The 25,651-nt window shown below is 62.3% G+C and carries 23 protein-coding genes; 8 read left to right on the top strand and 15 right to left on the bottom strand.

The window, feature by feature from the left end:
- Nucleotide 1 precedes the first annotated feature (1 nt).
- Nucleotides 2-2,449 (bottom strand): response regulator, encoded by a 2,448-nt coding sequence (locus tag AC72UB_RS16805; protein ID WP_505190743.1) that lies wholly within the window; start codon nt 2,447-2,449, stop codon nt 2-4.
- A 110-nt stretch (nt 2,450-2,559) separates the two neighbouring features.
- Nucleotides 2,560-3,009 carry a putative pterin-binding protein gene (locus tag AC72UB_RS16800; protein ID WP_463291108.1) on the bottom strand — a complete coding sequence of 150 codons (450 nt, stop codon included), beginning with the start codon at nt 3,007-3,009 and terminating at the stop codon, nt 2,560-2,562.
- Between the two features lie 331 nt (nt 3,010-3,340).
- Between AC72UB_RS16800 and AC72UB_RS16795 the strand changes: the two genes are divergently transcribed.
- On the top strand, nt 3,341-3,985 hold the full coding sequence (locus AC72UB_RS16795) for a response regulator transcription factor (protein WP_463291109.1): 645 nt from the start codon (nt 3,341-3,343) through the stop codon (nt 3,983-3,985).
- A 30-nt stretch (nt 3,986-4,015) separates the two neighbouring features.
- On the opposite strand, the gene AC72UB_RS16790 is transcribed toward AC72UB_RS16795, so the two are convergent.
- The gene (locus tag AC72UB_RS16790; protein WP_505190742.1) at nt 4,016-4,555 is read right to left on the bottom strand and encodes a hypothetical protein; all 540 of its coding nucleotides are present in this window, start codon (nt 4,553-4,555) and stop codon (nt 4,016-4,018) included.
- Nucleotides 4,556-4,940: 385 nt separating this feature from the next.
- Between AC72UB_RS16790 and AC72UB_RS16785 the strand changes: the two genes are divergently transcribed.
- Nucleotides 4,941-7,040 (top strand): hybrid sensor histidine kinase/response regulator, encoded by a 2,100-nt coding sequence (locus AC72UB_RS16785; RefSeq protein ID WP_505190741.1) that lies wholly within the window; start codon nt 4,941-4,943, stop codon nt 7,038-7,040.
- A gap of 33 nt (nt 7,041-7,073) precedes the next feature.
- Here AC72UB_RS16785 and AC72UB_RS16780 read toward each other — a convergent pair whose 3' ends face one another.
- The 3 genes from AC72UB_RS16780 to AC72UB_RS16770 form a co-directional block, all read right to left on the bottom strand.
- A complete protein-coding gene (locus tag AC72UB_RS16780) occupies nt 7,074-8,111 on the bottom strand; it encodes a fatty acid desaturase (protein ID WP_505190740.1) in 1,038 nt (345 codons plus the stop codon).
- Between the two features lie 165 nt (nt 8,112-8,276).
- Nucleotides 8,277-9,455: a dual-specificity RNA methyltransferase RlmN gene (gene rlmN, locus AC72UB_RS16775; protein ID WP_463291613.1), complete on the bottom strand. Its 1,179-nt coding sequence runs from the start codon at nt 9,453-9,455 to the stop codon at nt 8,277-8,279.
- A 102-nt stretch (nt 9,456-9,557) separates the two neighbouring features.
- Nucleotides 9,558-10,079, bottom strand: a complete 522-nt coding sequence (locus AC72UB_RS16770; protein ID WP_463291614.1) for an invasion associated locus B family protein — start codon at nt 10,077-10,079, stop codon at nt 9,558-9,560.
- A 185-nt stretch (nt 10,080-10,264) separates the two neighbouring features.
- On the opposite strand from AC72UB_RS16770, the gene AC72UB_RS16765 reads away from it, so the two are divergent.
- The gene (locus AC72UB_RS16765) at nt 10,265-11,260 is read left to right on the top strand and encodes an asparaginase (RefSeq protein ID WP_505190739.1); all 996 of its coding nucleotides are present in this window, start codon (nt 10,265-10,267) and stop codon (nt 11,258-11,260) included.
- 47 nt (nt 11,261-11,307) lie between these two features.
- Entirely contained in the window at nt 11,308-11,637 is a 330-nt protein-coding gene (locus tag AC72UB_RS16760) for a DUF2794 domain-containing protein (protein ID WP_505190738.1), read from the top strand.
- A gap of 9 nt (nt 11,638-11,646) precedes the next feature.
- Here AC72UB_RS16760 and AC72UB_RS16755 read toward each other — a convergent pair whose 3' ends face one another.
- The 3 genes from AC72UB_RS16755 to AC72UB_RS16745 all read right to left on the bottom strand — a co-directional run bounded on the left by AC72UB_RS16755 (nt 11,647) and on the right by AC72UB_RS16745 (nt 14,401).
- A complete protein-coding gene (locus tag AC72UB_RS16755; RefSeq protein WP_505190737.1) occupies nt 11,647-12,468 on the bottom strand; it encodes a C40 family peptidase in 822 nt (273 codons plus the stop codon).
- A 48-nt stretch (nt 12,469-12,516) separates the two neighbouring features.
- Nucleotides 12,517-13,914 carry a leucyl aminopeptidase family protein gene (locus AC72UB_RS16750; protein ID WP_505190736.1) on the bottom strand — a complete coding sequence of 466 codons (1,398 nt, stop codon included), beginning with the start codon at nt 13,912-13,914 and terminating at the stop codon, nt 12,517-12,519.
- Nucleotides 13,915-14,011: 97 nt separating this feature from the next.
- A complete protein-coding gene (locus AC72UB_RS16745; protein WP_505190735.1) occupies nt 14,012-14,401 on the bottom strand; it encodes a hypothetical protein in 390 nt (129 codons plus the stop codon).
- Between the two features lie 160 nt (nt 14,402-14,561).
- Here AC72UB_RS16745 and AC72UB_RS16740 point away from each other — a divergent pair, with 160 nt between their 5' ends.
- From AC72UB_RS16740 to AC72UB_RS16725, 4 genes are all read left to right on the top strand, one after another.
- On the top strand, nt 14,562-15,212 hold the full coding sequence (locus AC72UB_RS16740; RefSeq protein ID WP_463291620.1) for a carbonic anhydrase: 651 nt from the start codon (nt 14,562-14,564) through the stop codon (nt 15,210-15,212).
- Between the two features lie 10 nt (nt 15,213-15,222).
- Nucleotides 15,223-15,582 (top strand): cupin domain-containing protein, encoded by a 360-nt coding sequence (locus AC72UB_RS16735; RefSeq protein ID WP_505190734.1) that lies wholly within the window; start codon nt 15,223-15,225, stop codon nt 15,580-15,582.
- A gap of 90 nt (nt 15,583-15,672) precedes the next feature.
- Complete coding sequence (locus AC72UB_RS16730) at nt 15,673-16,650, top strand: sodium-dependent bicarbonate transport family permease (RefSeq protein ID WP_463291622.1); 978 nt, start codon at nt 15,673-15,675, stop codon at nt 16,648-16,650.
- 3 nt (nt 16,651-16,653) lie between these two features.
- The gene (locus AC72UB_RS16725; RefSeq protein ID WP_505190733.1) at nt 16,654-16,962 is read left to right on the top strand and encodes a P-II family nitrogen regulator; all 309 of its coding nucleotides are present in this window, start codon (nt 16,654-16,656) and stop codon (nt 16,960-16,962) included.
- Nucleotides 16,963-17,221: 259 nt separating this feature from the next.
- Here AC72UB_RS16725 and glyA read toward each other — a convergent pair whose 3' ends face one another.
- The 6 genes from glyA to AC72UB_RS16695 are packed head-to-tail and all read right to left on the bottom strand — an operon-like array spanning nt 17,222 to nt 25,544.
- On the bottom strand, nt 17,222-18,520 hold the full coding sequence (gene glyA, locus AC72UB_RS16720) for a serine hydroxymethyltransferase (protein WP_505190732.1): 1,299 nt from the start codon (nt 18,518-18,520) through the stop codon (nt 17,222-17,224).
- A gap of 15 nt (nt 18,521-18,535) precedes the next feature.
- Nucleotides 18,536-21,199 carry a phosphoenolpyruvate carboxylase gene (locus tag AC72UB_RS16715; RefSeq protein WP_505190731.1) on the bottom strand — a complete coding sequence of 888 codons (2,664 nt, stop codon included), beginning with the start codon at nt 21,197-21,199 and terminating at the stop codon, nt 18,536-18,538.
- A 3-nt stretch (nt 21,200-21,202) separates the two neighbouring features.
- A complete protein-coding gene (locus tag AC72UB_RS16710) occupies nt 21,203-22,174 on the bottom strand; it encodes a 2-hydroxyacid dehydrogenase (protein WP_505190730.1) in 972 nt (323 codons plus the stop codon).
- Nucleotides 22,175-22,184: 10 nt separating this feature from the next.
- Nucleotides 22,185-23,078: a succinate--CoA ligase subunit alpha gene (gene sucD / locus AC72UB_RS16705; protein WP_463290896.1), complete on the bottom strand. Its 894-nt coding sequence runs from the start codon at nt 23,076-23,078 to the stop codon at nt 22,185-22,187.
- Entirely contained in the window at nt 23,078-24,289 is a 1,212-nt protein-coding gene (locus AC72UB_RS16700; RefSeq protein WP_505190853.1) for a malate--CoA ligase subunit beta, read from the bottom strand. Before AC72UB_RS16700 ends, sucD begins: the two co-directional genes overlap by 1 nt.
- A 7-nt stretch (nt 24,290-24,296) precedes the next feature.
- A complete protein-coding gene (locus tag AC72UB_RS16695; protein WP_505190729.1) occupies nt 24,297-25,544 on the bottom strand; it encodes a pyridoxal-phosphate-dependent aminotransferase family protein in 1,248 nt (415 codons plus the stop codon).
- Between the last annotated feature and the right edge of the window lie 107 nt (nt 25,545-25,651).

The raw sequence follows: 25,651 nt of genomic DNA, 5'->3' as shown, positions 1-25,651 counted from the left end.
GTCAGGCGGTCTTGGCCTGCTGGCGGGAAAGTTGGTTGACGCGCGCCTTGATCATGCCCGAGCAGATCGACAGGGTCAGTTGGCAGCGCTGTACGTGATCTGCAATCTGCGATGTCTCATGCTTTAGCGCGGCGGTCTCCAGCGCGCAGCAGGCAGCGTGTAGGGGCAAGGCCCCGAGGATCGCCGCCGCCCCGGCGCATTTATGCGCTTCACTGGCAAGTTCGGCCAGATCGCCCTTGGCCGACGCAAGTTCGAACAGGGCGTCAAAACTGCTGTCGACGTCGCGCACCAGCTTGGCCAACCGGTCAACCCCAAGGCTGTTGGCCAGCAGGTCGACCGCATCGCAAATCCCTTCATTCAGCCCCGCCACGTCTTCGGCAGGCGGTGCCAACGGCACATTGTACAACACGCGTTCGACATCGGCCGGGCGCGCTGGCTTGTACAAGATCTCACGCATCCCGGCGGCCAGCGCGCGCGCATGGTCTGCGGGTTGCAGATTTGCGGTAAAGCCGACGATGGGAGACTGGCACGATGCGCCTTCAGCCCGGATATGGCGCGTTGCTTCGATGCCATCCATTTCGGGCATACTGATGTCCATCAAGATCAGGTCATAGCGCTCTGCCCGGGCCATGCGAACGGCAACCTGACCCGAGTCTGCCTGATCCGCCTGATGGCCAAGCGCGTTGACCATTTTTTCAAACAGCAAGCGATTGATCGACTGGTCGTCCACCACGAGGATCTGCATCGGGGTAAGCTGCCCGGTTGCCTGTGGCTGGGGCAGGGCGGGCTGGACGGGAATCTCAAACCAGAAGATGCTGCCTTGGCCAAGGCGGCTGAACACGCCGACTGTGCCGCGCATGCTGAGCACGGCGCGGCGCACGATGCCCAAGCCGATGCCGATTCCACCTGAGAGACGGGTATAGTCGCGGTCCAGCGCTTCAAAATCGTCGAAGATGCGGGACTGATCCTTGAGATCAATGCCAATCCCGGCATCTTCGACTTCGACGCGCAGTGCATCGGGCGACAGGCAGGACAGACGCAGGATGATGGGCTTGCCCGCGCCGAACTTGACCGCGTTGCTGATCAGGTTGCGCAGGGTCTGGCGGAAGGCCCTAGGCTTGCCGATAACCTCGGACGGCACATCGCCCACAAGATCCAGCCGAATGTCGAGCCCCTCTTGTGGTCCGTTGCGGACGGCGGCGGCAATAAGATCGGCCGCGATGGTGGCTGCTGAAAAGGGCTCATCCGCGCGTTCGGGCTGTGCCACGTCATCCAGTGCGGTGACTTCCAGAACATGGTCGATCTGGTCAAGCGCGGCCACGGCGCTTTCTTGGGCGATGTGCAGCAGGGACTGAATGGCCGGATCTGACTGCTGACGCAGCACCAGATCAATCGCGCCCAACACGCCTTGCATGGGCGTGCGCAGCTCGTGGCTTGTCGCGGCCAGAAAGCGCACCTTTTCTGCCGCATCGCGTTCAACGCGCCGGGCGGCTTCGCGCCGTTGCCGTTCCATCATCACGACCGAGGAGATGTCGCGCACAAAGCCAACGTGAATGGGCTGCCCTGAGGAGCCGGTATCGCCGACCGCCGAGACGCTGATCGGAAGCATTTGCCCATCGCGGCCGCGCAGCCGCAGTTTGCGGCGGCGGCGGCGCTCGATCTGTTGGATCAGCTGGCGCGCATCGACCGCCTGACGCTGCCCGGCGCGCGGGGGCAGAAGGATGCTGATGCTCCGGCCGATCACAAAGGCGCGTCGCTGATTGAACAGCGTTTCGGCCGCGCTGTTGAACAACAAGATCCGACCCTCGGCATCGGTCACGATCACACCGTCAAGTGCGGCCTCGAAGCTGGCCCGCAGGTTGGAATCGAGCCGTTCCACCATTGTGTTGCGCAAGGCGCTTTGCCTGTAAAGATGCGCTGAAACGGCAAGAAGCCCAAGGATCAGGGCCAGCGCCAATGCTCCGGCTGTCAAGAACTGCTCCAGCACCGCTTCGCGCTGAAGCCTCAGCATCTGTGCGCGCCGCTGCCAGGTTTGGACCGCAGTGACCACGACATAGCGGATGTCGGGCAACACTTCGGCCATGAGCGCGTTCATCTGGGCAAGGCCAGCCAGATCGCCCGGTCGCAGCGCGTCAACCAGCGGGGTCACGCTGGACAGATTGTTGCGGATGATCTCAAGCCGGGCGTCAAACTCTTCGCGTTCGGCCACAAAATCTTTGACCGTGGCCGTGTGAGAGAGGACGGTTTGCACCCGACTGAAGTAGATGTCGAATTTCAACAAGACCTCTGACAGCGATCTGTCCTGCGGCCCGGTCTGGTTCAGGTGCTCTTGCAGGGCCAAGAGCACATGCTGATGATCGACTTCCAATTGGGCGATAACCCATGAGGAATCTTCGGCCATGTAGAGCCGCAAGTCCCGCGAGGCATCGACGACCCGCCACGCGAGCACGGCAACCGCAGATAGGCATACTCCCAGCACCAGCGATGTGGCCAGCGCCAGCCATCGCGCCCTGCGCCGGTCTGCTTGCGCGGCCCTATCGTGGTGTCCGTCCATCTAGGCTATGGTCTTACAGTCAGGTCGACCAACTGCCAGATGCTGAGCGAGATGACCTCTTCGGTTCGATAGTTGTCCGAAGAGTCATAGGGAAACACAATCCACAATGGTCCGCGGTCGCGGCGCGAAAACGGCGCGCCGTCCATTTTTGTCGCGATGATCGGAACCTGATCCTCAATGTGACGGGGCTCGAAGACAACCTGATAGTCGTTGATCGCCCGGGCGGCGATTGACCGATCTTCTTCTACGCCCGCAAATTCAAGAACGTCTTTTAACGCGGGCCCGGAAAACTCGATAATGCCTTCGGTCCATGTGGTGGAGGTGCGGAAGGTTTCTTGGGGCAAGCTGTCCAAGGTGTTTCGATCTAGGGACACGGTTTCGCCCGTCGCAAGCGTGACGGTGAGAAGCGCGCCTTCTTCGGCGCTGCCGCTTTCGGGAGTTGTCTGTGCCGTCACGGGCAAAGCCAATGTAAAAGCGGCGCAGAAGCAAAGGATGAACTGTCTGAGCAAGATGGATCCTATTCGCAAGGCATTTGAATATCGTACTCGGCACGGACGAGGACTGCTGCAATTGATAGCGAAATAATCGAAATTTCTCAATGTAAGTATCTAAAGATATCCTATGGCCCTTGCGCGGGTATGGAACCCCGCGCGAAATAATCTAACGTTGTGCAAGATAGCCGCAGTGATGCAAATCTTGTCGAACAGTGGTGACGTGGACAACCCTAGGGTTGTCAGAGTGATCCAGACGGCTCATAGAAAATAAAACGAAGATACGGTGCCTAGGGTGATAGATCAAAAGCGTTATTCGATACTCATCGCCGACGACCATAATCTGGTGCGCGATGCTGTTGCAGAGACCCTTGTGGCTGAAGGCGGCTTTTCGGCGACATGCGTCGGTGACCTGCCCTCGGCGCTGGTCGCGTTGCAAGGGACAGAGCCCTTTGACTTGCTCTTGCTGGATGTGTTCATGCCCGGCATGGCCGGCATCGGGTCTATTCAGCAGCTTTTGGTCAAACATCCCGATCTGAAAATCGTGCTGTTCTCTGGAAGTGTCTCAAGCGAGTTTGTCTTTCAGACCTTGCAGTCCGGGGTGAAGGGCTATGTGCCAAAAACACTACCGCTGCGGTCATTGACGTCGGCCTTGCGTCTTGTGCTCTCGGGTCAGGTTTTTCTGCCGATGTCCTTGCTGTCAGAGGCCGATGGATCGACCGGCTTTGACCAGCGTGGCGACAGTCAGAAACTCTTGACCCCGAAAGAGGTGAACATTCTGAGGCTGGTTTCAGACGGCAAAACCAACAAGGAAATCGCTTGGGCGCTTGGGGCATCTGAAGTGACGATCAAGATGTATTTGCGCACTGTTTTCAACAAGTTGGGCGCTTCAAACCGGACCCACGCGGTTATGCTTGCCAAGGCCAGAACCCTGCTTTGACACCGGCCAGCCGACGCTGGCTTTCGACTGTCAGGTCTTGTGGCACTTGATCTGCGACAGTTCAATCTGCCGCTGCTGCCAGACGGTGTTGTTCACCTCTGCCTCGCGCAGCGCAAAGCCAAAACTGGCAAAACTGAATGGGATGCGCAGCGAAACATCGCACAAGGCCAAACGATCCGTGCCGAAGTCATCCGTTGAAAACTCGTCTGACAGCAAAATGACCGGGATATCGGGATGGCGGTCCCGAAACGCGCGCAAGCCGGGGTAGGCCGATGTGATGCCGCCTGCGGCCTCGAGATCTATGATCACATGGTCGGGGTTTGCCCGCGCGATTGGGTAGAATGTGGACAGCGCGGTGCTGTCCAGAACCAAAATCTCGCCGCCCCCATCTTGAACAAAATCCTGGATTTTGTGGAGCGAGGCTTCCTTGAGGCCCACCACAACCATGATATCGGTCGCCCCTTGGACTTGTCTGGGGGGCGTGGCCAAGGCGTTGCGACCCTGCACGGTAAGACGTTCCAGCAGATTGCGAAGGTGCTGCACAGCAAATTGCGTCGTCTCTAACCGCATTCCAAGGACCCCTTCCCGATCGATCGAGATTACACCCCCAAATCGGTGGGTCATTTTCTCCTTGGTTAGAGCGTATAACCATTCGAACATGCCCAGGGTCTGGGGGCATGAATTTCAGCCGATCACCGGGCCGCCTTGTGGTGCTTTTCAAGTTCGCATACTAAAAACGCGTCACGCAGCGGGTGGCGGCCTGAGATCGAACCATCCTTTATTACAATTAAAAGTTGTTTTTAAGATTAATGAAGCACGTCAAGGAATAATTTTGATACATTAAGAGAAATATTGACTCTTTAGATAAGTATAAAAATCAAAAATATTGATAATAAAATCCGTCCGCAGAAGATACCAATCCATCTGAACATATCTATCAGGCGGTACGGCGCATATGAAAGGTTGGCTTCTCCGCGTGATTGCGCCGGGCGTTCCGCTTTTGGCGGTCTTGCTTTGGCAAGTCGCCGAGACCCAGCGCGCCCATGACATGCAAGTCACGCAGGCCATGACGGTGCGATTGGCCGAGAGCATCGATGCTGAATTTGCGCTGCTTGCGCATGAGCTGGATCTTTTCGCACGCCTGCCATCGGTTCAGGACGGCGATCTCCCCAGGATTACGCGCGATGCCGCACAGGTGTCGTTGTACCTGCGCGGATGGCTTTCGCTCGTGGAGAACGGCACGGACCAACACGCCTTTCTTGTCCCGCAGGGCCTAAGCGTCGAGGCTGCCAACGAAGACTACGAGCAGGCCCAGAGCGACCTCGCTGGCGGTGACACCAGCCTTGCCTCGGAAAGCTCCGCTGATCCTGACCGCGTGGTGGTGTCGGCTGTCCGTCCGGGGGCAGAGATGGAGCTGTCCGTCTTTACCATGTCCAAACGGGTGAAAGACAAGTCGTTCCCCGATCACAGTCTGGTCTTGACCGTCGCGGTGAGCCGTCTGGCTCAAAAGCTCTCGGGTCTCGCTTTGCCCCCGGCGGCGGTTGCGGCTATTGTTGACAGCTCCGGGCAGCTGATTGGTGGCGGTGCCGATGTCCCGATGCCGCAGTTGACGGCGATCCCGCAGGGTTTTGCCGAGCAACTTGCCTCACAGTGGCAGGGCAGCACCAACAGTGACGTCCTCGGGTTCGGTTCGCCGCAGTCGGTGACCGGATGGGAGAGCCTGTCGAATGCGCCGGGTTGGGCGGTGGTGGTCAGCCTGCCCAAGGGCCAGCCCGGTGCCGCCTATGGCAGCTTGGCTGTGCCGACCGCTTTGGTTCTTCTGAGCTTGATCTTGCTTGTGGGCCGTCATGCCTTGATCGCGCGGCTGGAGCGGGCCAGCGATGCACCGGCTGTGACGCCGACCGATGCGATCACCCAATTGGTGCAAGATGTCGAGACCTTGCGCCGGGATGCGGCCCTGAGGGATGAGCAAGTGTCGATGCTGTCCCATGATATGCGCACGGCCCTTTTGGGGACTCAAGACTTGATCCAGCGGATCACAGTGGCCAGCCGGGACCCGGGGCAAACCTTTCATCTCAACGCGGCGCTTGCGGCCACCGGCCGGATGTTGCGGATGATCGACCCGCAGATGATGCGCCCAGAAGCCGGGGCACAGTCGCTGTCGCGACTTGAGCCCTTTTCGCCCTATACGCTGTTGGCCAGCCTGCCGCCCCTGATTGAGGGGCCCGCGCAGAAGAATGGCACGCGCCTGTCGGTCAATCTGGCCAGCAACATGCCGTGGCTTTTGGGAGATGCGACGCAGATCGGGCAGATCGTGCTGAACCTTCTTGGGAATGCGGCCAAGTTCACGCGCAACGGTGCCGTCTATCTTGCCGCGCGGGTTGAGCCGATGCCCGACGCTTCACAGCGCGGTCGGCTGGTCATCACGGTGACCGACACCGGCCCCGGCATTGCTTCGGATGAGCTGAGCAAAATTTTCACATCGCGTTTTCGGGGTGCGCAACAGGTTGATCAGCAGATCGAGGGCAGCGGGCTTGGTCTGTCCATCGTCAAGCGGTTGGTGGATGCGATGCAGGGCAGTATTGCCGTCAACAGTGTGGTTGGTCAGGGCAGTATGTTCACCTTGACCCTGCCGCTGGATCTGGCTTGGCCCGTTGAGCGCCGCGAGCCGGATGCCGTGCCGAACCTTCTGGTCGGACGGCGTGTGCTGTTGGTGGATGATGATCCAACGATGTTGCTGGCGGGCTCTAAGGCGCTGCAGCGCGCTGGGGCACAGGTGCGATTGGCCAACACGGCCGAAGATGCTTTGGCGGCCTGCCAGGATGCGTCACCTGACGCCTTCGTGTTGGATCTGAACATTCCGGGCGTCGACGTTGCCGAGCTTGTTCGCACCATCCGCCGCATGCCCGAGTTGAAAGCGCGTCCGATCATTGCCTTTTCGGCCAAGATGGATGCGCAGCGCGCGGCGGAATGCCGGGCGCTGGGGTTTGATGCGGCCATCCAGAAGGATGCCGACCTGTCGCTGGCGGTTGCCGATGTTCTCTTGGCGGCCTGAGCCTGCCAAGGTGCTGCCTGCAGGTTGGCCCGCTTAGGCCTGACCGTACCGCCGCCGCGCATCAGCGAAGGAGGTCAGCTTTTGCAGCTTTTCATCCCACAGGTGCAGTCGCACCGAGGCAAGGCTTTCGCGGATGGTCAGACGTTGCGCCTGGGCCAATTCCCCATGGTCGCGCAGCACTTCGGGCAGCCGGTAGAAGGGGATGCGGCTGTAGAGGTGATGCACATGGTGGATGCCGATATTGGCTGAGAGCCAGCGCAGCGGTTGGGGCAGCACGTAATGCGATGAGCCTTCCAGTGCGGCCTCGTGCAATTGCCAGTCAGAGTCCTTTGCCCAGTGGGTGTCTTCGAATTGGTGCTGCACATAAAACAGCCAGATGCCAACGGTTGCTGCGATCACCGAGGTGGGCAGATAGATCAACAGGAGCGGCATGAACCCGCCCAGCCAAATGATCAGCCCAACCAAAATGGCAATCACCGCATTGGTGCCCATGGCCGACAGCCAATAGCGCCAGCCCGAGGTCATCAACCCCAAGGGAACGCGGTTTTGCACGATGAAGATATAGCTTGGCCCCAGCCCGAACAGCACCAAGGGGTGGCGGTAAAGCCGGTAGATCAGCCGTCCAAACCAGCTGCGGGCGCGGTATTCTTCCACCGTCAGCGTCATCACATCTCCGATGCCGCGCTGGTCAAGATCGCCGTGATGCGAGTGGTGGATGGAATGGGTGCGCCGCCAGACGTCATAGGGCGTCAGCGTCAGCACGCCCAGACAGCGGCCGACCCAGTCTTGGACCTTGCGATTGTTGAAAAAGCTGGCGTGGCCGCAGTCATGCTGGATGACAAAGATGCGCACGAGGAACAGCCCGTTCAGCGCGGCAATGGCGAAGGCCAGCCAGTAGCTGACCGACATCGTCGCCCAGGCCAGCGCCCAGAGGAGCGCAAAGGGCCCGAGCGTGACCACCAGTTCCAGCACGCTGCGTCGGATGGAGGGTTCGCGGTAGCGGGCCAGAATCTGTACCCAATCCTTCGCCGGCCGCGGATCAGCTGCCGTCTCGGTCGTCGTGGTCGTCATATGGTCTGCCCAAGCCTGCCGGTTCGTGGCCCCCCGCAGCTGCGCGGCGCCTTTTTTGTTGTTCCCGTGCCATCGCCCGGTGTCCACATGCATACAGTGGGCAGTTGGGAGCTGGAAAGCACAAATTTTTGACAAGCGCCGCCGGTGGTCTGACCTAAGCCAGAGTTAGCCCACCGAGGCTTTGTCCTTCAGCGCCGATTTGCGCTGCTTCTCGGTGGCCGATTTCAACTGACCGCAGGCCGCCATGATGTCTTCGCCGCGCGGGGTGCGGATCGGGGTGGCGAAACCGGCATGGTACAGGATGTCGGCAAAGGCGTGAATCCGGTTGCCGGACGACCGTTTATAGGGCGCGCCGGGCCATTCGTTGAAGGGAATGAGGTTCACCTTGGCCGGGATGCCCTCAAGCAGCTTGACCAGCCGGTGTGCGTCTTCCTTGGTGTCATTCACCCCGTCCAGCATCACATATTCAAAGGTGATCCGTTCCGAGTTCGACAGGTTCGGATAGTCCTTCAGGGCGGCGAGCAGGGTCTGGATGTTCCATTTCTTATTGATGGGCACCAGAACATCGCGCACCTCGTCGGTGGTGGCGTGGAAGGACACCGCCAAAAGGCAGCCGATTTCGGTGGCGGTGCGGGCGATTTCGGGCACCACGCCGGAGGTGGACAGGGTGATGCGGCGGCGGCCAAGGGCGATGCCTTCGTTGTCCATCACGACCTTCATCGCGTCGCGGACGTTGTCGAAGTTGTACAAAGGCTCGCCCATGCCCATCAGGACGATGTTCGACACCAGCCGCACCTCTTCCTTGGGGGCGCCCGGCACGGGCCATTCGTCCAGATCATCGCGCGCCAGCATCACCTGACCGACAATCTCGGCCGCTGTCAGGTTGCGCACCAGCTTTTGCGTGCCGGTGTGGCAGAAGGAACAGGTCAGCGTGCAGCCGACCTGAGAGGAAATGCACAGCGTGCCGCGGTCGGTTTCGGGGATATAGACCACCTCCACCTCATGCCCGCCGTTGATGCGGACAAGGTATTTGCGGGTGCCATCGGTTGAGATTTGCCGGGTCACCACTTCGGGCACCTCAAGCACGAAATTCTCGGCCAGAAGCGCGCGGTAGTCTTTGGCAAGGTTGGTCATGCGGTCAAAGTCACGCACGCCCCAATGGTAGACCCATTGCCAAACCTGCCCCACGCGCATCTTGGCCTGCTTTTCCGGCGTGCCGGCAGCGATCAGCGCGTCGCGCATCTGGTCGCGCGTCATGCCGACAAGGTTCTGCTTCCCGCCTTCCGCCGGTTTGCGCGGCAGTGTCAGCACGTCTTGGGTGATGGGCGCGGTGGCGTCGGTCATGGGGTGGGTCCGTTGCGATGAAGCGGTTGTATAGGGGATTCGGCTGCAAAACAAAAGCGCCCCAACCTTGCGGCGGGGCGCCTGATCTGCGCGGCTGTCACATCAGCCGCAGCGCTTGCCCGCGTCTTCCATCGCGGCGGTGAACCCGCGCAGCGAGAAGGTATCCACAGTCTGCGTGCCTTTGCCCGAACGCGCGGTCAAAACCGCCGTCGTGCCTTTTTTCAAGGCCTCCAGAATGGCAGCGTCGTCTTCTTTGGTTCCCGGCCATGCCCATTCACCATCGGTGATCAGCTCATACCCGTTGCCATCGACGTTCAGATTGACGGTGGAACCGTCTGCAAAGGGATAGCCGCCGGAAAACGAAATCTCGCCCACAGCGCCGGCGCGGAAGGTGACGAACAACAAGATGTCGCCCCGGCGCACCTGAACGGGCTGGCCGTCACGGGTGTTTACGGTTTCCTTGGGGCTGGAGACGCCCCAGCATTCCTTGGGGTTTTCTTCGACGAAAACGCTCCAGTCGGTCATGGCTGCGACCTGATTGGTCGATTCCTGTGCCACAGCATCTTGCGCGGCGAACGTGCCGACACCCAAACCAACAGTCGCCACCATCAGGGCGCGGGTCATCCAGCTTGCCATATGTCTCACAGCCTCCAAGCTGCAGTTTGCCTCTGCCCTGCCAAGACCGCTTGATCTTGCGGTTTTTCCTGTGGCGCGGGGCGATTTCACTCGATATCCCATGCATAACCAAAATGACCAATCCGCGAAAGCCCCTTGGGCATAAAATCGCGCATCCGTGACAGGAGAAACTGATGGGCAAACCGATCCCGATGGTCGAGCTTTGGCGCGGCGGGCTTTTGGAAAGCACGCATTTGGGCCATGCGGTTCTGGTCGATGACACCGGGCAGATCGTGCAGGCTTGGGGCGACCCTGACCGCATCATCTTTCCGCGCTCGTCGTGCAAGATGATCCAAGCGCTGCCTTTGGTGGAAAGCGGGGCGGCGGATGCCTTTGGCCTGACTACGGCGCAATTGGCGCTGTCTTGTGCCAGCCATCAGGGGGCGGCGCTGCATGTCAACGCCGCGCGTGACTGGTTGGCGGGGATTGGGCTTGGCGAGCCTGATCTGCGCTGTGGCAGCCATGAGCCTTATGACAAGGCGGAGCGCGACCGTCTGATCTGCGACCATGAGGGGCCGTGCCAGTTGCACAACAACTGCTCGGGCAAGCATTCGGGCTTTCTGACGGTGACAAAGCACCTGAAGGCCGGGCCGGAATATGTGGAGATTGACCACCCGTTGCAAAAGGCCATTCGTGCGGCGACCGAAGAGGTGACGGGCGAAACCGTGGCCGGGTACGGGATTGACGGCTGTTCGGCCCCCAATTTTGCCATGTCGGTGGCAGGGTTGGCCCGCGCGATGGCCGAGTTTGCTAAGGCGCGCGAGGGCGGGTCGGTGCGGGAGCGCGCCATGCAGCGGTTGCGCGATGCCATGGCCGCGCATCCCGAATATGTCGCGGGCGAGGGGCGGTCTTGCACCGAGCTGATGCGGGCCATGGGCGGGCGTGTGGCGATCAAGACCGGGGCCGAGGCGGTGTTCATCGCCATGATCCCCGAGAAAAAGCTCGGCCTTGCGATGAAGATCGAGGACGGCAATTCCCGCGCATCTGAGGCCGCGCTGGTTGGGATTTTGACCCAGCTGGGTGTTTTGGATGCCGCGCACCCGATGGCGCAAAAGCGGCTGCCTGCGCCACAGACCAATTGCCGGGGGTTCACCACCGGGGAATTGCGTCTGTCGGAAGGGTTTCTCTGACCCGGCATCAGGCTTGATTCAGGGGCGGCTTGCGTTACAGTTTTGTCATGAACGCGCCGACCCCCTTCTCTCAAGCCGCCGAAGTGGTCAGCTTTGACCGCAGGGAGCTTTCCACCATCCTATCGCTCTATGGGCGGATGGTCGCCTCGGGGGATTGGCGCGATTATGCGATGGATTTCCGCCCCGATGTGGCGGTGTTCTCGGTGTTTCGGCGGGCTGCGGAGGTGCCGCTCTATCGCATTGAAAAGCGCCCGGCCTTGAGGTCGCGGCAGGGCCTTTATGCGGTGTGCGGCGGCGAAGGGCAGGTTCTGCGCCGGGGCCATGATCTGGCCGCAGCGCTGCGGGTGTTGGAAAAGCCGTTAAGGCCGATCGACTAAAGCGTGCGATTACAGCACGCGGCGGCGGTGGGTGACCGGGCCGCCACCTTGCGCGAGGATGCGGGCGATGCAGGCTTTGGTATCCTCATAAGCGACCGACATTGAGTGGCCGTTGGCGTGGATCAGACGGTGGTCATCGACGATGATCGCCACATGGCCTTTCCAGAAGATCAGATCGCCGCGGCGCAGGGGGGCATCGGCGGGGATGTCCTGCCCGGCTGTCTGTTGCAGATCGCTGTCGCCGGGCAGGGCAATGCCTGCGGCCGCAAAGGCCAGTTGCACAAGGCCCGAGCAATCAAGCCCCGCGCGGGAATTGCCGCCCCAGAGATAGGGGCTGTGCAACAGGCTTTCCGCCACCGTGACCGGATCGGGCAGCTTATGGCCCAAGGGCAAGAGATGGCCCGAGGGTAGGAAGCCTTGGGTGGTTTCGGCCCAAGCGCCGTGGTGCGCGGTGATCGCCAGCTCGGCGCCCAAGGACAGCGCGCAAATCTCGGGCGCTTGGACTTTTGGTTCGGGGTAAAGATGGGTGCCGGGGGTGCAGACCCAATGGGTGGGCGTGGGCCCGCGCGACAGGGCGGCGTCGGGCAGCCAGCCGCAATAGCCGTCTTTGTTTGCAAAGCCAAAGGCGTGGCCCTCGTGGCGGTCAATCACGGTGAAGGCTGCGCCCAGCAACAGTTGACGTTCCCGCGCGCCGTTCGGGGCGCGCAAGAGATCGGCAACGGGCAGGGACACCCGCATGGCGGTGCCGTCGGTATAGACCGGCACGTCGATGCGGCCTTTCAGGGAGCTGTGCGCGATGCGTGGGGTGGCGGGGGTCAGGCGGCGGTCCATTCTGTCTCCATCAGCTCGTCGTCGGCCCGATGGGCCGCTCCTCGCGGGTCAGCCAGCAAGGCCAAGGATCGCGGGCAAGGCCCCCAACACCGCCCGCGCCCCTTGGCCAGCACCGCCCTTGGGCCGGGCTGGCAGGTCGGCGGGGCTGTGGCCGTAGATGTCGAAATGCAGGTAACGCGGCCCATCGACAAAGCGGCGCAGGAAGAGGGCCGCCGTGACAGACCCCGCAAAGCCCCAGCCCGGCGCGTTGTCGAGATCGGCGATGCCGGGTTCGATGATATGTTCATAGGGCGTCCAAAAGGGCAGACGCCAGACCGGATCGAAGCCTTGTTTGGCGCCTGACTCGAGCGCCTGCGCCATCGCCTCGTCGTCGCAGTAATAGGGGGCGAGATCGGGACCCACAGCAATGCGCGCCGCCCCTGTCAGCGTGGCCATTGAGATCACCGCGTCGGTGGGCGTTTCGCAGGCATAGGCCAAGGCATCGCCCAAGACCAAGCGACCCTCGGCGTCGGTGTCGTTCACCTCGACGGTCAGGCCCTTGCGGCTGGTCAGGATATCCTTGGGGCGCTGGGCGTTGCCGGCAATTACGTTTTCGACCGCCGGGATCAGAACACGCAGGCGGATCGGCAGGGCAAGGCGCATGATCATATGGGCAAGGCCCATGACCGTGGCCGCGCCGCCCATATCCTTTTTCATCAGGAGCATGCCCGAGGAGGGTTTGATGTTCAGCCCGCCGGTGTCAAAGCACACGCCTTTGCCGACCAGCGTCAGATGCGGGCCGGTGGTGCCCCAAGTCATTTCCAAAAGGCGCGGCGCGCGGGTGGAGGCGCGGCCGACGGCGTGGATCATGGGGAAGTTTTGCGCCAGAAGGTCATCGCCCCGGACGATCTGGGTGGTAGCGTGGAACCGGTCGGCGAGTGCCAGAAAGGCCGCTTCCAATTCTTCGGGGCCCATGTCGAGGGCTGGGGTGTTGATGAGATCGCGCGTCAGGAACTCACCTTCGGCCATGGCCAGAAGGCGGGCGGCATCAACGCCTTTGGGGGCTTTCAGAAGGGTGGGTTCGCTGGCCGATTTGGTGGGGCGATAGCGGTCGAAGCGGTAGGATTGCAAAAGGAAGGCAAGGGCGGCCTCCTCACGTTCGGCTTGGGTGAGATCGCCCTCAAGATGCCAGGCCCCGGCGGGCAGGCCTGCGGCGGCGCGGGCCAGATGGAAGCGGCCCCGCGCGCGGGATTTGGCGCTGCCCATCCCGGCCGCGGCGGCCCGCACCGTGCCATCGGCATCGGGGATCAGGCGCAGCTCGCCCGGTCCCGCTTCAAACCCCGTGGCGCGCAGCCATGCGGCGGTGGCGGGGGCTTGGGCGGCCAGAAAGCCTGCAAGCCCCTCAGGCGTGACAAGATGTAGGGCGCGCGAGGCGGCATCGGCGGCGGCGAAGGTGGGGTTTGGCATGGTGACCTGCGGGCTAAGAGCGTTGCCCCAACCCTAGCCAATCCCGCGCCGCCCGCAACCGCCGATCCGAAGGGGAGGGGCGGCGCGTTGCCGTCACCTAGTTAAAGGTCTGGTCCAGCAACCCCTTGTCGGGGGCCAAGGACCGCTCGGCGATCCGCACCAGACGCGCCCAGACGGCGGCAAAGGCAGTGACATCGGAGCGGTCGAGACACTCGCGCACATCGCCGGCCACAAGGCCCAGACTGACCATGCCCAGATTTTCCGCCATCCGCTGCAACCGCCGCAACTGTCGCGCGAGATCCTGCATGTCGCGCTGGCGCACCTGCGCGGCAAGCCCTGCCATCGTCAGCGCCAGTTCCCCCAGCGCGCGCGTCACCACCTGCTCGGCCGAGGCGGTTCCCAGATTGCGGTAGATGGTGGCAATCGGTTCGGAATCCTGCCGGACCCGTTCCCTGACCGGCAAGGCCACCACGTTTTCCAAAGCCATGACACACCCTTTCTGCAACACCCGGCCCCAGAGTGGCGTATCGTGCTGAAGAAAAGGTTCACCCCTGGGCAGAAAAGCGGGGGAATGGCCCATAATCCCTCTCGCATTTTCCGCGAATGCGGCCTAACCCAACCGGCAAGACAATCGCAGGACGCCGACCATGTCAGCCACCGCACGCCCCCTTCCCGCTTATCTCGTCAGTCGGTTTCAGGGCTGGAAAGCCACCACCTATAAAGACAATCGCGCTTGGTACCGCCGTCTGGCCGAAAGCGGCCAGCATCCGCGCGCGATGGTGATTTCCTGCTGCGACAGCCGGGTGCATGTCACCTCGATTTTTGGGGCCGATGAGGGGGAGTTCTTTATCCACCGCAACATCGCCAATCTGGTGCCGCCCTATAATCCCGATGGTGAGCGTCATGGCACATCGGCGGCGGTGGAATATGCGGTTACCTCGCTAGGGGTCGCCCATATTGTCGTCTTGGGCCATTCCAACTGCGGCGGGGTCAAGGGCTGCCATGACATGTGCTGCGGTCTTGCGCCGGAGCTGGAGGAAAAGACCAGCTTTGTCGGCCGCTGGATGGATATCCTGAAACCCGGCTTTGAACGCGTGGCCAGCCTGCCCAAGGAATTGATCCTGCGCGCCCTTGAAAAAGAGGCGGTTGTTGTCAGCTTGGAAAACCTGATGACTTTCCCCTTCGTGCGCGCTGCCGTGGAAGATGACCGTCTGACCCTGCACGGGCTGTGGAACAACACGGGCGAGGGTGAGTTGGAACAATATGACTCTGACCGCGGCGGTTTCGCCCCCATCTGAGGATCTGCCCATGACTATGCCTGATTTTTCCACCCATCTGGCCCTTGCCCAAATGGATCTTGGCCCGTTTGTCGCCAAACCCACCTCGATTGAAGGCAATCAGTCTGAGGCCTCGGTGGATCTGTGGACCTCGCCCGATGGTCGGGTGGCGTTGGGGGTCTGGGAATGCACGCCCGGTCGCTTTACCGCTGACCGTGCCGCCTCGACCGAGTTTTGCCATTTCCTGTCGGGCCGGGTGGAAATGACCCATCCTGATGGCAGCGTGCAGGCCTTTGGCCCCGGCGATGCGATCACCCTGCCGCAGGGCTGGAAGGGTGTGTGGCGTGTGGTAGAGCAGGTGCGCAAGATCTACGTCATCACCCAAGGCTGACGCGCTGGGCAAAAGTTCAGGTCAAACGGCGTCCAAGGGGTTGTAAACCAGCCCCGAAGTCTTAAGTGGCCTGAAACGCGTGGAGGGCATATGGCAGACCTACTGGCCGTCGCAGGCGACAATCTTCTGACACCCATGATCCTGTGCTTTGCGCTTGGGCTGTTTGCCTCAATCGCGCGATCTGAGCTTACCATCCCCGAAGCCTTTGCCAAGGCAATGTCGATTTATCTCTTGTTTGCCATCGGCTTTAAGGGCGGTGTCGCGGTCGCAGGGCATGGGATTGATGGGCATGTGATTATGGCGCTGGTCGGGGGCATTGCGCTGTCCTTTGTCATCCCCTTTGCCGCTTTTGCGCTCTTGCGGGTGATGACCGGACTGTCGGCGGTGGATGCCGCGGCGGTTGCGGCGCATTACGGGTCGATCTCGATTGTGACCTTTGTCACCGCCACCTCGGTGATCACCGGTCAGGGATTGGCGTTTGAGGGCTATATGGTCGCGGTTGCAGCGGCGATGGAGGCCCCGGCCATTGTCTCGGCGCTGTGGCTGGCCGCCCGCTCTGGCTCGGGCGCGCGGATGGATGCGCGGCTTTGGCATGAGATTTTGCTCAATGGCTCCATCGTGCTTTTGGTCGGCTCCTTCCTGATTGGCGCGGTCACCGGGGCTGAGGGCATGGCGCGGATCGATGCGTTTATCGTGGCACCATTTCAGGGCATCTTGTGCCTTTTCCTTCTGGATATGGGCCTCGTCGCGGGCCGGGGTTTGCGCGGATCGAAGGGCGTCTTGGGGCTGGGCACCATCGCCTTTGGCATGGTGATGCCGATGGTCGGCGCCGCCTTTGGCCTTGTCGTCGCGCTGGTGATTGGCCTGTCAGTGGGGGGCACCGCGCTGATGATGACTTTGGCGGCTTCGGCCAGCTATATCGCCGTGCCCGCCGCCATGCGCGTGGCTTTGCCCGAGGCGAACCCTTCGGTTTACCTGACGCTGTCGCTGGGCGTTACCTTCCCCTTTAACCTGATCTTCGGCATCCCGGCCTATCTGGCCGTTGCCCAGACCCTTAGCGGAGGCTGACCCGTGCAAACCCATCTTGCCAAACGCGTCGAGATCATCATCGAAGCCCCGATGGAAAACCGTCTGACTGAGGCGTTGGAACGTGCGGGCGTGTCGGGCTTTACCGTGCTGCCGGTGCTGGGCGGTTCGGGCCGGTCAGGGCGTTGGAGCCGCGAGGGGCAGTTGGGGCGCGCCGGGATGGTCTCGGTGATTTGCCTGATCCGCCCGGAGCGGCTGGACAGCCTGCTGGAAGCCGCGTTTCAGGTGGTGGAGCGCCACATTGGCGTGGTCTCGGTGACGGATACCCAAGTGCTGCGGGCTGAGCGGTTCTGAGGGTGGCTTTGCGCCCCTAGCGCGCAGGTTCCCCCCACCCCCACCCCTCCCCACAAGGGGGAGGGGATCCGCGGGGTTTATGGCGTTTCTCTTTGTGGCTACCGAAAGCGGCAACATCTGGTCGCCTGTCACCTCCCCTCCCCCTTGTGGGGAGGCGGCGGGGGCGGGGGACCGTCGAGTTGGGTGGTGTCTGGTGCCACGGCCACAAGAAAAAAAGCCCCGCCTGAGCGGGGCTTTTGCTTTGGTCCCGGATCGGGCCTTACATCGACGGATAGATCGGGAACTTCTCGCACAGCGCCTCGACCTTGGCCTTCACCGCGGCCTCAACTGCGCCGTTGCCGTCTTCACCGTTCTTGGCCAGACCATCGACCACTTCGACGATCCAATCCGCGATCAGGCGGAATTCGGGTTCGGCAAAGCCGCGCGTGGTGCCGGCGGGGGTGCCAAGGCGCACACCGCTCGTGATGGTGGGCTTTTCGGTGTCAAACGGGATGCCGTTCTTGTTGCAGGTGATATGCGCCCGGCCCAGGGCCTTTTCGGTCGCATTGCCCTTCACGCCCTTGGGGCGCAGGTCGACCAGCATCAGGTGCGTGTCGGTGCCGCCGGTGACGATGTCCAATCCGCCCTTCATCAGCTGATCGGCCAGCGCTTGGGCGTTCTTCACCACCTGCTTTTGGTAGTCGACGAAGTCCGGGCGCAGCGCCTCGCCGAAGGCCACGGCCTTGGCGGCGATCACATGCATCAGGGGGCCGCCCTGAATTCCCGGGAAGATCGCCGAGTTGCACTTTTTGGCAATCGCCTCGTCATTCGTGAGGATCATGCCGCCGCGCGGACCGCGCAGGGTTTTATGGGTGGTGGTGGTCGCCACATGGGCATGCGGGAAGGGCGAGGGGTAAAGACCCGCCGCGATCAGCCCGGCAAAGTGGGCCATATCGACCAGAAGATAAGCGCCGACCTTGTCGGCAATCGCGCGCATGCGGCCGAAGTCGATGATGCGCGGAATGGCCGAGCCACCGGCGATGATCAGCTTGGGGTTATGCTGCACCGCCAAAGCCTCCAGCTGGTCATAGTCGAGCTGGCTGTCTTGCGGGCGCACGCCGTATTGGATGGCGTTGAACCACTTGCCCGACTGGTTCGGGGCGGCACCATGGGTCAGGTGACCGCCGGCGTCCAGGGACATGCCAAGGATCGTGTCGCCGGGCTGGATCAGCGCCTGAAACACGCCTTGGTTCGCCTGCGAACCCGAGTTCGGCTGGACGTTAGCGAAAGAGCAATTGAAGAGCTTGCAGGCCCGCTCCATCGCCAGATTTTCGGCGATGTCGACGAACTGGCAGCCACCGTAGTAGCGCTTTCCAGCATAGCCTTCGGCGTATTTGTTGGTCATCACCGAACCCTGCGCCTCCATCACGGCGCGCGACACGATGTTTTCGGAGGCAATCAGCTCAATCTCATGGCGCTGACGGCCCAGTTCTTTTGTCACCGCCCCGAAAATGTCGGGGTCGCGGGCGGCGAGGGTGTCGGTGAAAAAGCCGGTGGATACTTTGGCAGAGATGGTCATGGGGTCATCCTTTCATCAGCCGGTCCAGCCCAGACCGGCGGCTATGCAGTTCATGGATTGCATCAAGGGCACGCTGGTGCCGAACCCCGGTTCGGCCCGGGCCCGGCGCAACAGCGCCACTTGCAAATGATTGATCCGGGTCAGTTGCGGCGTTTGCGCCCGGAAGCGGTCATACATGTTGGGGAAACGCGCGCCGGGTTGGGCCGAGCCGGTCAAGAGGCGCAGCGCGTCCAAGGCGGCGGCATGTTCCGCCGTGATGCGGCCAAAGATATCGTCGCGGAGTGCCGCATCTTCGATCAGACCGGCGTATTCGGCGGCGATGGCAAGATCGGTCAGCATCAGCGACTTTTCCACCTCATCCACCATCAGGCGGAAGAGCTTGTGACGCTCAAACATCTCGGCCAGAAGCCGGTCTGCCGCCGCACCCCGGACTTGGCGAAAGGCGGCAATCGCGCTACCAAAACCATACCAGCCGGTGATCATGTGGCGGTTTTGCGACCAAGCAAAGACCCATGGGATCGCCCGCAGGTCAGCCAAGGACCGCGCGCCAAAGCGGCGGGCGGGGCGCGAGCCCATTTTCAGCATGGCGAGCTCTTCCACCGGGCTGGCCTGCTGGAAGTAATCAATGAAGCCGGGGCGCGAGATTAGGTTGACATAGGCGGTCTGCGACAGACCTGCCAAGGCCTCAAGCGCGTCGTTGCTTTCGGGGTCGGCCACCGGCTGCACCCGCGTTGGCAGATGGCCCAAGACCGAGGAGGCCAACAGTTCAAGCTGGTTCAGCGCGGTGCCGCGATTGGCGTATTTTGACGACACCACCTCGCCCTGTTCGGTGATCCGCAGGCGGCCTTGCACGGTGCCCATGGGCTGGGCGGCGATAGCGCGGCCTGTGGGCGCACCACCCCGGCTGACCGAGCCGCCGCGGCCGTGGAAGAACACCGGGCGCAGGCGATGCTGGCCAAGGCTGGCGGTCAGGCGACGCTGGGCCTTGTCCAATTCATAGGTGGAGCAGAGGAATCCGCCGTCCTTGTTGCTGTCGGAATAGCCGAGCATCACTTCAACCGTGCCATCGCGGCTGCGCAGGCTGCGCTGTGCCAAGGGCACGGCCAGCACCGCATCAAAGACGGCGGGCGCGTTGCGCAGATCTTCGATGGTTTCAAAGAGCGGCACGACCCGAAGGTCCAGCTTTTCGGAGCCAAAGCCGGCATGGCGGGCCAGCAGATAGACGGCCAACACATCCTCGGCCGAGCGGGTCATGGACAGGATGAAAGGGCCAATCGCTTCGGGGTCGTCTGAGATATGCGCGTCACGCATCAAGGTGAGCAGATCAAGGAGTTCGCGAGCATCGGGCCCAAGGCGGCTGCGGTTGACATGGACCAGATCCGACTGGCCCAACTCGTCGCGCAGACGGCGCGCCCAATCGGGGCTGCCTTGTGCGGGGACCGGGCCAGTCAGGGCCCAGATTTCAGACAGAACCGCGGTGATCACCGTTGAGTTCTGCCGAACATCCAGCGTTGTGGTGCGGAAACCAAAGGTTTCGGCCCGAAAGCGGAGCGGCGCGATGAACCGTGCGGCCAGCCGATGGGCATCAATCGCCTCAAGCCCCGCTTCAATGCAGCGCAGGTCGGCGATGAAATGGCTGACCGAAGGGTAGCCTGCGCCGGGTTCGTCCGAGCGTTCCTGCATGGCGCGCAGCCGCGCACCGATGGCGGTCAGCGCTTGACGGAACACCTCGCCGGGATTGCGCGAGGCCAGCCGTTTGGCATCGGGGCTGCGGGCAATGAGCGCGCGGATCTGCGCCTCGGTTTGCGCGGGCAGCGGCACGATCCGCTGAGTGATCGAGATCCGGGCGGCGGCGGTGGCGATGTCTTCTTGGTACCGGGTCAGAATGCTGCGCCGGGCGCGGGCCAGTGCATCGCGCGTCACCTCGGCGGTGACATTGGGGTTGCCGTCACGGTCGCCGCCGATCCAGGAATGAAAGCGCACGCAGGGCGTGGTGTCGAGCCCTGGGCCAAAGCGGGCTTCGGCGGCGGTGCTGAACCGGTCAAAGAGTTGCGGCACGGCGTCAAAGAGGGCGTCACGGAAGAACTGCAGGCCCCATTCGATTTCATCGCGCAGGCTGGGGCGTTCCATCCGCAATTCGCCGGTCATCCAAAGAAGATCAATCTCGGCTTCGATGTCTTGCAAGATGTCGTCGCGTTCGCGCGGGGTCCAGCGTTGGGTTTCCAGCGAGACGAGGTGACGATAGATGCGGCGGTGAATCTCGAGCACCGTGACGCGCTTGGCCTCGGTCGGGTGGGCGGTGATGGTGGGGCCGACCGACAGGTTCTGGGTTAGCGCGGTAAACTCGGCGGCGGTCATCTTGGGGTCAAGCGTGGCGAAGGTCTTGGCAAAGCTGCCCTCGACCGCCTCGGGGCCTTGGGCGCCCTCAATCGTGCGGCGGCCGCGCATGGCGGTGTTTTCGTCGATGATCCGGGTCAGTTGGAACCAGATGTTCACCGCCTGCAGGCAGGGAATGGCGGTTTCGTCACTGGGAAGATCGGCCCCGGTGGCAAGAACGGTTTCCAGAACATGGGGTGCGCGGCGTTCGATGACCCTGTGCCACAGGCGGCGCATCTCGTCGCGCAAGCCCGCTGCCTGATCTTCGGGGCCATCCGGGGTGTGCTTGGCGACGGCGACCATGGCTTATGCCACCCGGTCGCGCGGCTGGCGACCCTCAAAGAAATCGGACAGGTTTTCCAAGACGCGAAAGCCCATAGCCTCACGCGTTTCGCGGGTGGCCGAGCCGAGATGCGGCAAGAGAACGAGGTTGTCGGAGTCTAGGAGTTCGCGCGGGATTTTGGGTTCGCGTTCGAACACATCCAGCCCCGCGCCGCCGATGGTGCCAAACCACAGCGCTTGGGCCAGCGCGTGTTCGTCCACGACTTCACCGCGTGCGGTGTTGATAAGAAAAGCGCCCGGGCGCATCAGGTCCAGCCTGCGGCTGTTGATGAGGTGGCGGTTGGCCACACCGCCCGGGCAGTGCAGGGAAACAAAGTCACACTGCGGCAGCAGGTCTTCGATGGTCGGGACCTGAACCGCATTGTAGCGGGCCAGCACTTCGGCCGGGACGGCCGAGCGGTTTTGCACGATGATCTTCATGCCAAAGCCGAAATGCGCGCGCTGCGCCATGGCTTGGCCGATGCGGCCAAAGCCAATGATGCCAAGCGTGGCGCCCGATACTTTGGTTCCGATCATGTGGGTCGGGCGCCAGCCGGTCCAGCGGCCATCGCGCAATTCGCGTTCACCTTCACCGGCGCGGCGGGCGACCATGAGCATCAGGGTCATCGCGATGTCGGCGGTGCATTCGGACAGAACATCCGGTGTATTGGTCACCGCGATGCCTCGGTCTTTGGCGGCGGCGGTGTCGATGTGGGCAAAGCCCACACCGTAGTTGGCCAAGATCCTTGTGCGCGGTGCCGTGCTTTCAAAGACAGCCGCAGGAAGGCGGTCCGTCACTGTTGGCAAGATCGCGTCATACTGGCCGAGGGCGGATGTGAACTCCGCCTCGGTCAGCGGGGTGTCAGAGGTGTTCAGGCTGAGATCAAAGATCTGCGCCATCTTCTCTTCCACCGCCTGCGGCCAGCGCCGCGTCACAAGGACCTTGGGTTTTGACATCATGGCTTCCTTAGGCTGCGCGCTTTGCCATCACGCGTGCCACGGTCTCGCCGATGACCGAGGGGTTCTCGGCCACGGTGACGCCCGCTGCGGTCAGGATTTCCACCTTTTCCGAAGCGCTTTCGCCGAAGGCCGAGATGATCGCGCCCGCATGGCCCATGGTGCGGCCTTTGGGTGCCGTCAGACCGGCGATATAGGCGATAACCGGCTTGGTCATGTGGTCCTGAATATAGGCCGCCGCTTCAGCTTCTTGCGGGCCGCCGATTTCACCGATCATGCAGACGATATGGGTGTCCGGGTCAGCCTCGAACCGCTCCAGCACGTCGCGGAAGGACGAGCCGTTGATCGGATCGCCACCGATGCCGACCGAGGTTGAGACCCCGATGCCGCGGTCCTTAAGCTGCTGTGCAGCCTCATAGCCCAGCGTGCCGGAGCGGCTGACGATGCCCACGTTGCCCGGCAGATAGATATGGGGCGGCATGATGCCCAAAAGCGCCTTGCCGGGGCTGATGGTGCCAGCGCAGTTCGGGCCGGTCAGAACCATGCGCCGCTCGCGGGTGTAGCGCATCATATAACGCTTCACGCGGATCATGTCCTGTGCCGGGATACCGTCGGTGATGCACACGCAATAGCGGATGCCCGCATCGGCGGCTTCCATGATGCTGTCTGCCGCGAAGGGCGGCGGGACAAACACAAGACTGGTGTCAGCGCCGGTGGCGGCAACGGCCTGCTTTACGGTGTCAAACACCGGGATGCCGAAGACGGTTTCGCCGCCTTTGCCGGGGACAACACCGCCGACAACATTGGTGCCGTAGTCTTGCATTTCCTTGGTGTGGAACTGGGCCATACGGCCGGTGATGCCTTGCACGATGACACGGCTGGCGCGATCAAGAAAGATGCTCATCAGATGGACCTCACGGTGGTGTTCTGCTTACGGTCGTTCTTCCAGGCGACGACGGCACGTTCGGCCGCCTCCATCAGCGTGTTGGCGCGGATGATCGGAAGACCGGATTTGGCGAGGATTTTCTGACCCTCTTCCACATTGGTGCCCGACAGGCGCACGATCACCGGCACGTTCACCGGGTTTGCGGTCAGTGCCTGCACGACGCCTTCGGCCACCCAGTCGCAGCGGTTGATGCCGGCGAAGATGTTGACGAGAATGGCTTCGACATTCTCATCCGACATCACCAGACGAAACGCCTTGGCCACACGCTCGGGTGTTGCACCGCCGCCGATGTCGAGGAAGTTCGCAGGCTCGCCGCCGGCCAGTTTGATTGTGTCCATCGTGGCCATGGCAAGGCCCGCACCGTTCACGATACAGCCGATGTTCCCCGACAGGCCGATATAGGCCAGACCGCGGTCAGCCGCACGGCTTTCGCGCGGGTCTTCTTGGGATTTGTCGCGCAGCTCGGACACCTGCGGGTGACGGAAGAGCGCGTTGGTGTCGAAGGTCATCTTGGCGTCAAGCGCCAGAATGCGGTTGTCGGCGGTGATGACCAGCGGGTTGATCTCCACCATCGTCGCATCCAGATCGCGGAAGGCGCGGTAGCAGCCTTGCAGCGTGCGCACCATTTGCTGGGTCAGCGCGTTGGGAATGCCAAGGGCGTAAGAGATTTCGCGTGCTTGGAACTCTTGCAGACCTGCAGCGGGTTCCACGGTCGAACGGACGATCGACTCGGGCTTTTGCTCGGAAATCTCTTCGATCTCCATGCCGCCTTCGGAGGAGGCGACGATCATGATGCGCTGGGTGGAGCGGTCCAGCACGAAACCCAGATAGATCTCGCGGGTAAAGTCGACCGCCGCTTCAACGTAGACGCGGTAGATGCCCTTGCCTTCGGCGCCGGTCTGATGCGTCACCAGTTTGCGGCCGAACATGTCGTTCGTCGCATCCTGAATTTCATGCTCGGAATTGCACAGCTTGACGCCGCCCGCTTTGCCACGGCCACCTGCGTGGACCTGGGCCTTGACGATCCAGCGGTTGCCGCCAAGTTCGCGGGCCCGGTAAGCCGCCTGTTCGGGGCTGTAAGCCAGCCCGCCAGGCGGCACCGTGACGCCGAATTTCGCCAAAATCTCTTTGGCCTGATATTCGTGAATGTCCATTTTTCCCTCCCTCAGGCCGACGTTACTCGGCTGCCATTTCTGCTAGGTAATGCTGGTTCAGCGCCTCCCGCGCCGCGCCAACATCTGCCCCCGCGCCCATCTCGTTCATCGCGGCGGCGAAACGCTCGACGATGTCGGTGATGGCATGGCGGGAGAGTTGGTTGAGAATGCCGATGCGGACCTGAACCGGTTCGGACAGGGTCGGCCAGATGCCGAAGCCGCGGGCGCGGCAGGCCTGCACCAGATCCTTTTCGCGACCGGCCAAAGCGCCGGGCAGGTTCAAGACCACAAGGCTGGTCATGTTCGAGGTGACATCGCAGCCAAGGGCGACGACGGCGGCGCGCAGGGCTGCCTCGTGATAGGCGTAGTCAGCGGCCTTTTGCGCCTTGCCGTGCTGCAGGTTGATGCGCAGCGCCTCGTGGAAGGCGGCGACGGCATAGCCCGAATGGGTGCGGTGATAGGTGCCAGCGGCGCTGTCCTTGCCGTCATGGATGGCCCAGTGGCGGGCTTCCATCATCGGGTGGTTCACATAGCTGGACGAACCATTGGCCTTCAGATGCGCGATGTAGCGGTCCGAAAAGCTGACCGGGGCATAGGTGAGCGGCAGGCACAGAACGCCCTTTTGCGGGCAGGAGGCCCAGCCGACGATGCCGGGATAGTCGTCGATGTCGAAATCTTCGATGCCAAGGGACGAGACGGCGTCAACCAGACCCATCACGCCATGGCGCTCACATGCGTCCGAGAAGGCGCGGATTTCGTTGATCCGGCCCGAGCCGGTTTCCCAATGCGCCATCACGGCCCAAGTGGGCTTGTTGGCGGCAAGGGCGGTTTCAATCACGTCGCCCGTGACCGACTTGCCATGCGGCACGGTGACGAGGGTCACGTTGGCGGGCTTGGGGTCCAAGGAGTTGGCGGCCAGATCTGCGCGGCTGGCGGCTTTCATCCGGACGGTCAGCGCATCGATGCCGCTGAAGGTGCCGTTGACGAAGGTCACGACCGTGTCGCCCGGCAGGATGGCGCTGAACAGGCAGTCCAGCCCGCTCCAGCCCGTACCGGCGACGCCGAAGGTGTAAGTGTTTTTGGTGCCCCAGATCTTGCGAAGCATCTCTTTGCATTCGATCATCCCGCGCAGCACGTCGGCCTGCATGTGATCGGCAAGGCCGGCGTTGGCATAGGCTGCCAGAACGCGGGCATCGGTGTTGCCGGGGCCAGGCCCTGCGGCCAGAGTCTCGGGAATCTGCAGTTTCGACGGAATGCTGGTGTTGGTCACGGACGATCCTCCCTCGGATGGTTGATGCAACAAATGCTGCTTTGACTTTCTGAACAACCTTCCTTAATCCTGCTTTTGGAAGTCCTTATGGGTGGGAAAGTTACTAC

The sequence above is a fragment of the Allotabrizicola aquatica (SeqCode) genome, assembly GCF_965194375.1.
GTDB classification, from domain to species: domain Bacteria; phylum Pseudomonadota; class Alphaproteobacteria; order Rhodobacterales; family Rhodobacteraceae; genus Tabrizicola_A; species Tabrizicola_A aquatica.
Note: the sequence above shows the minus strand (reverse complement) of the source record. Positions and strands in the feature narration are given on the sequence as shown.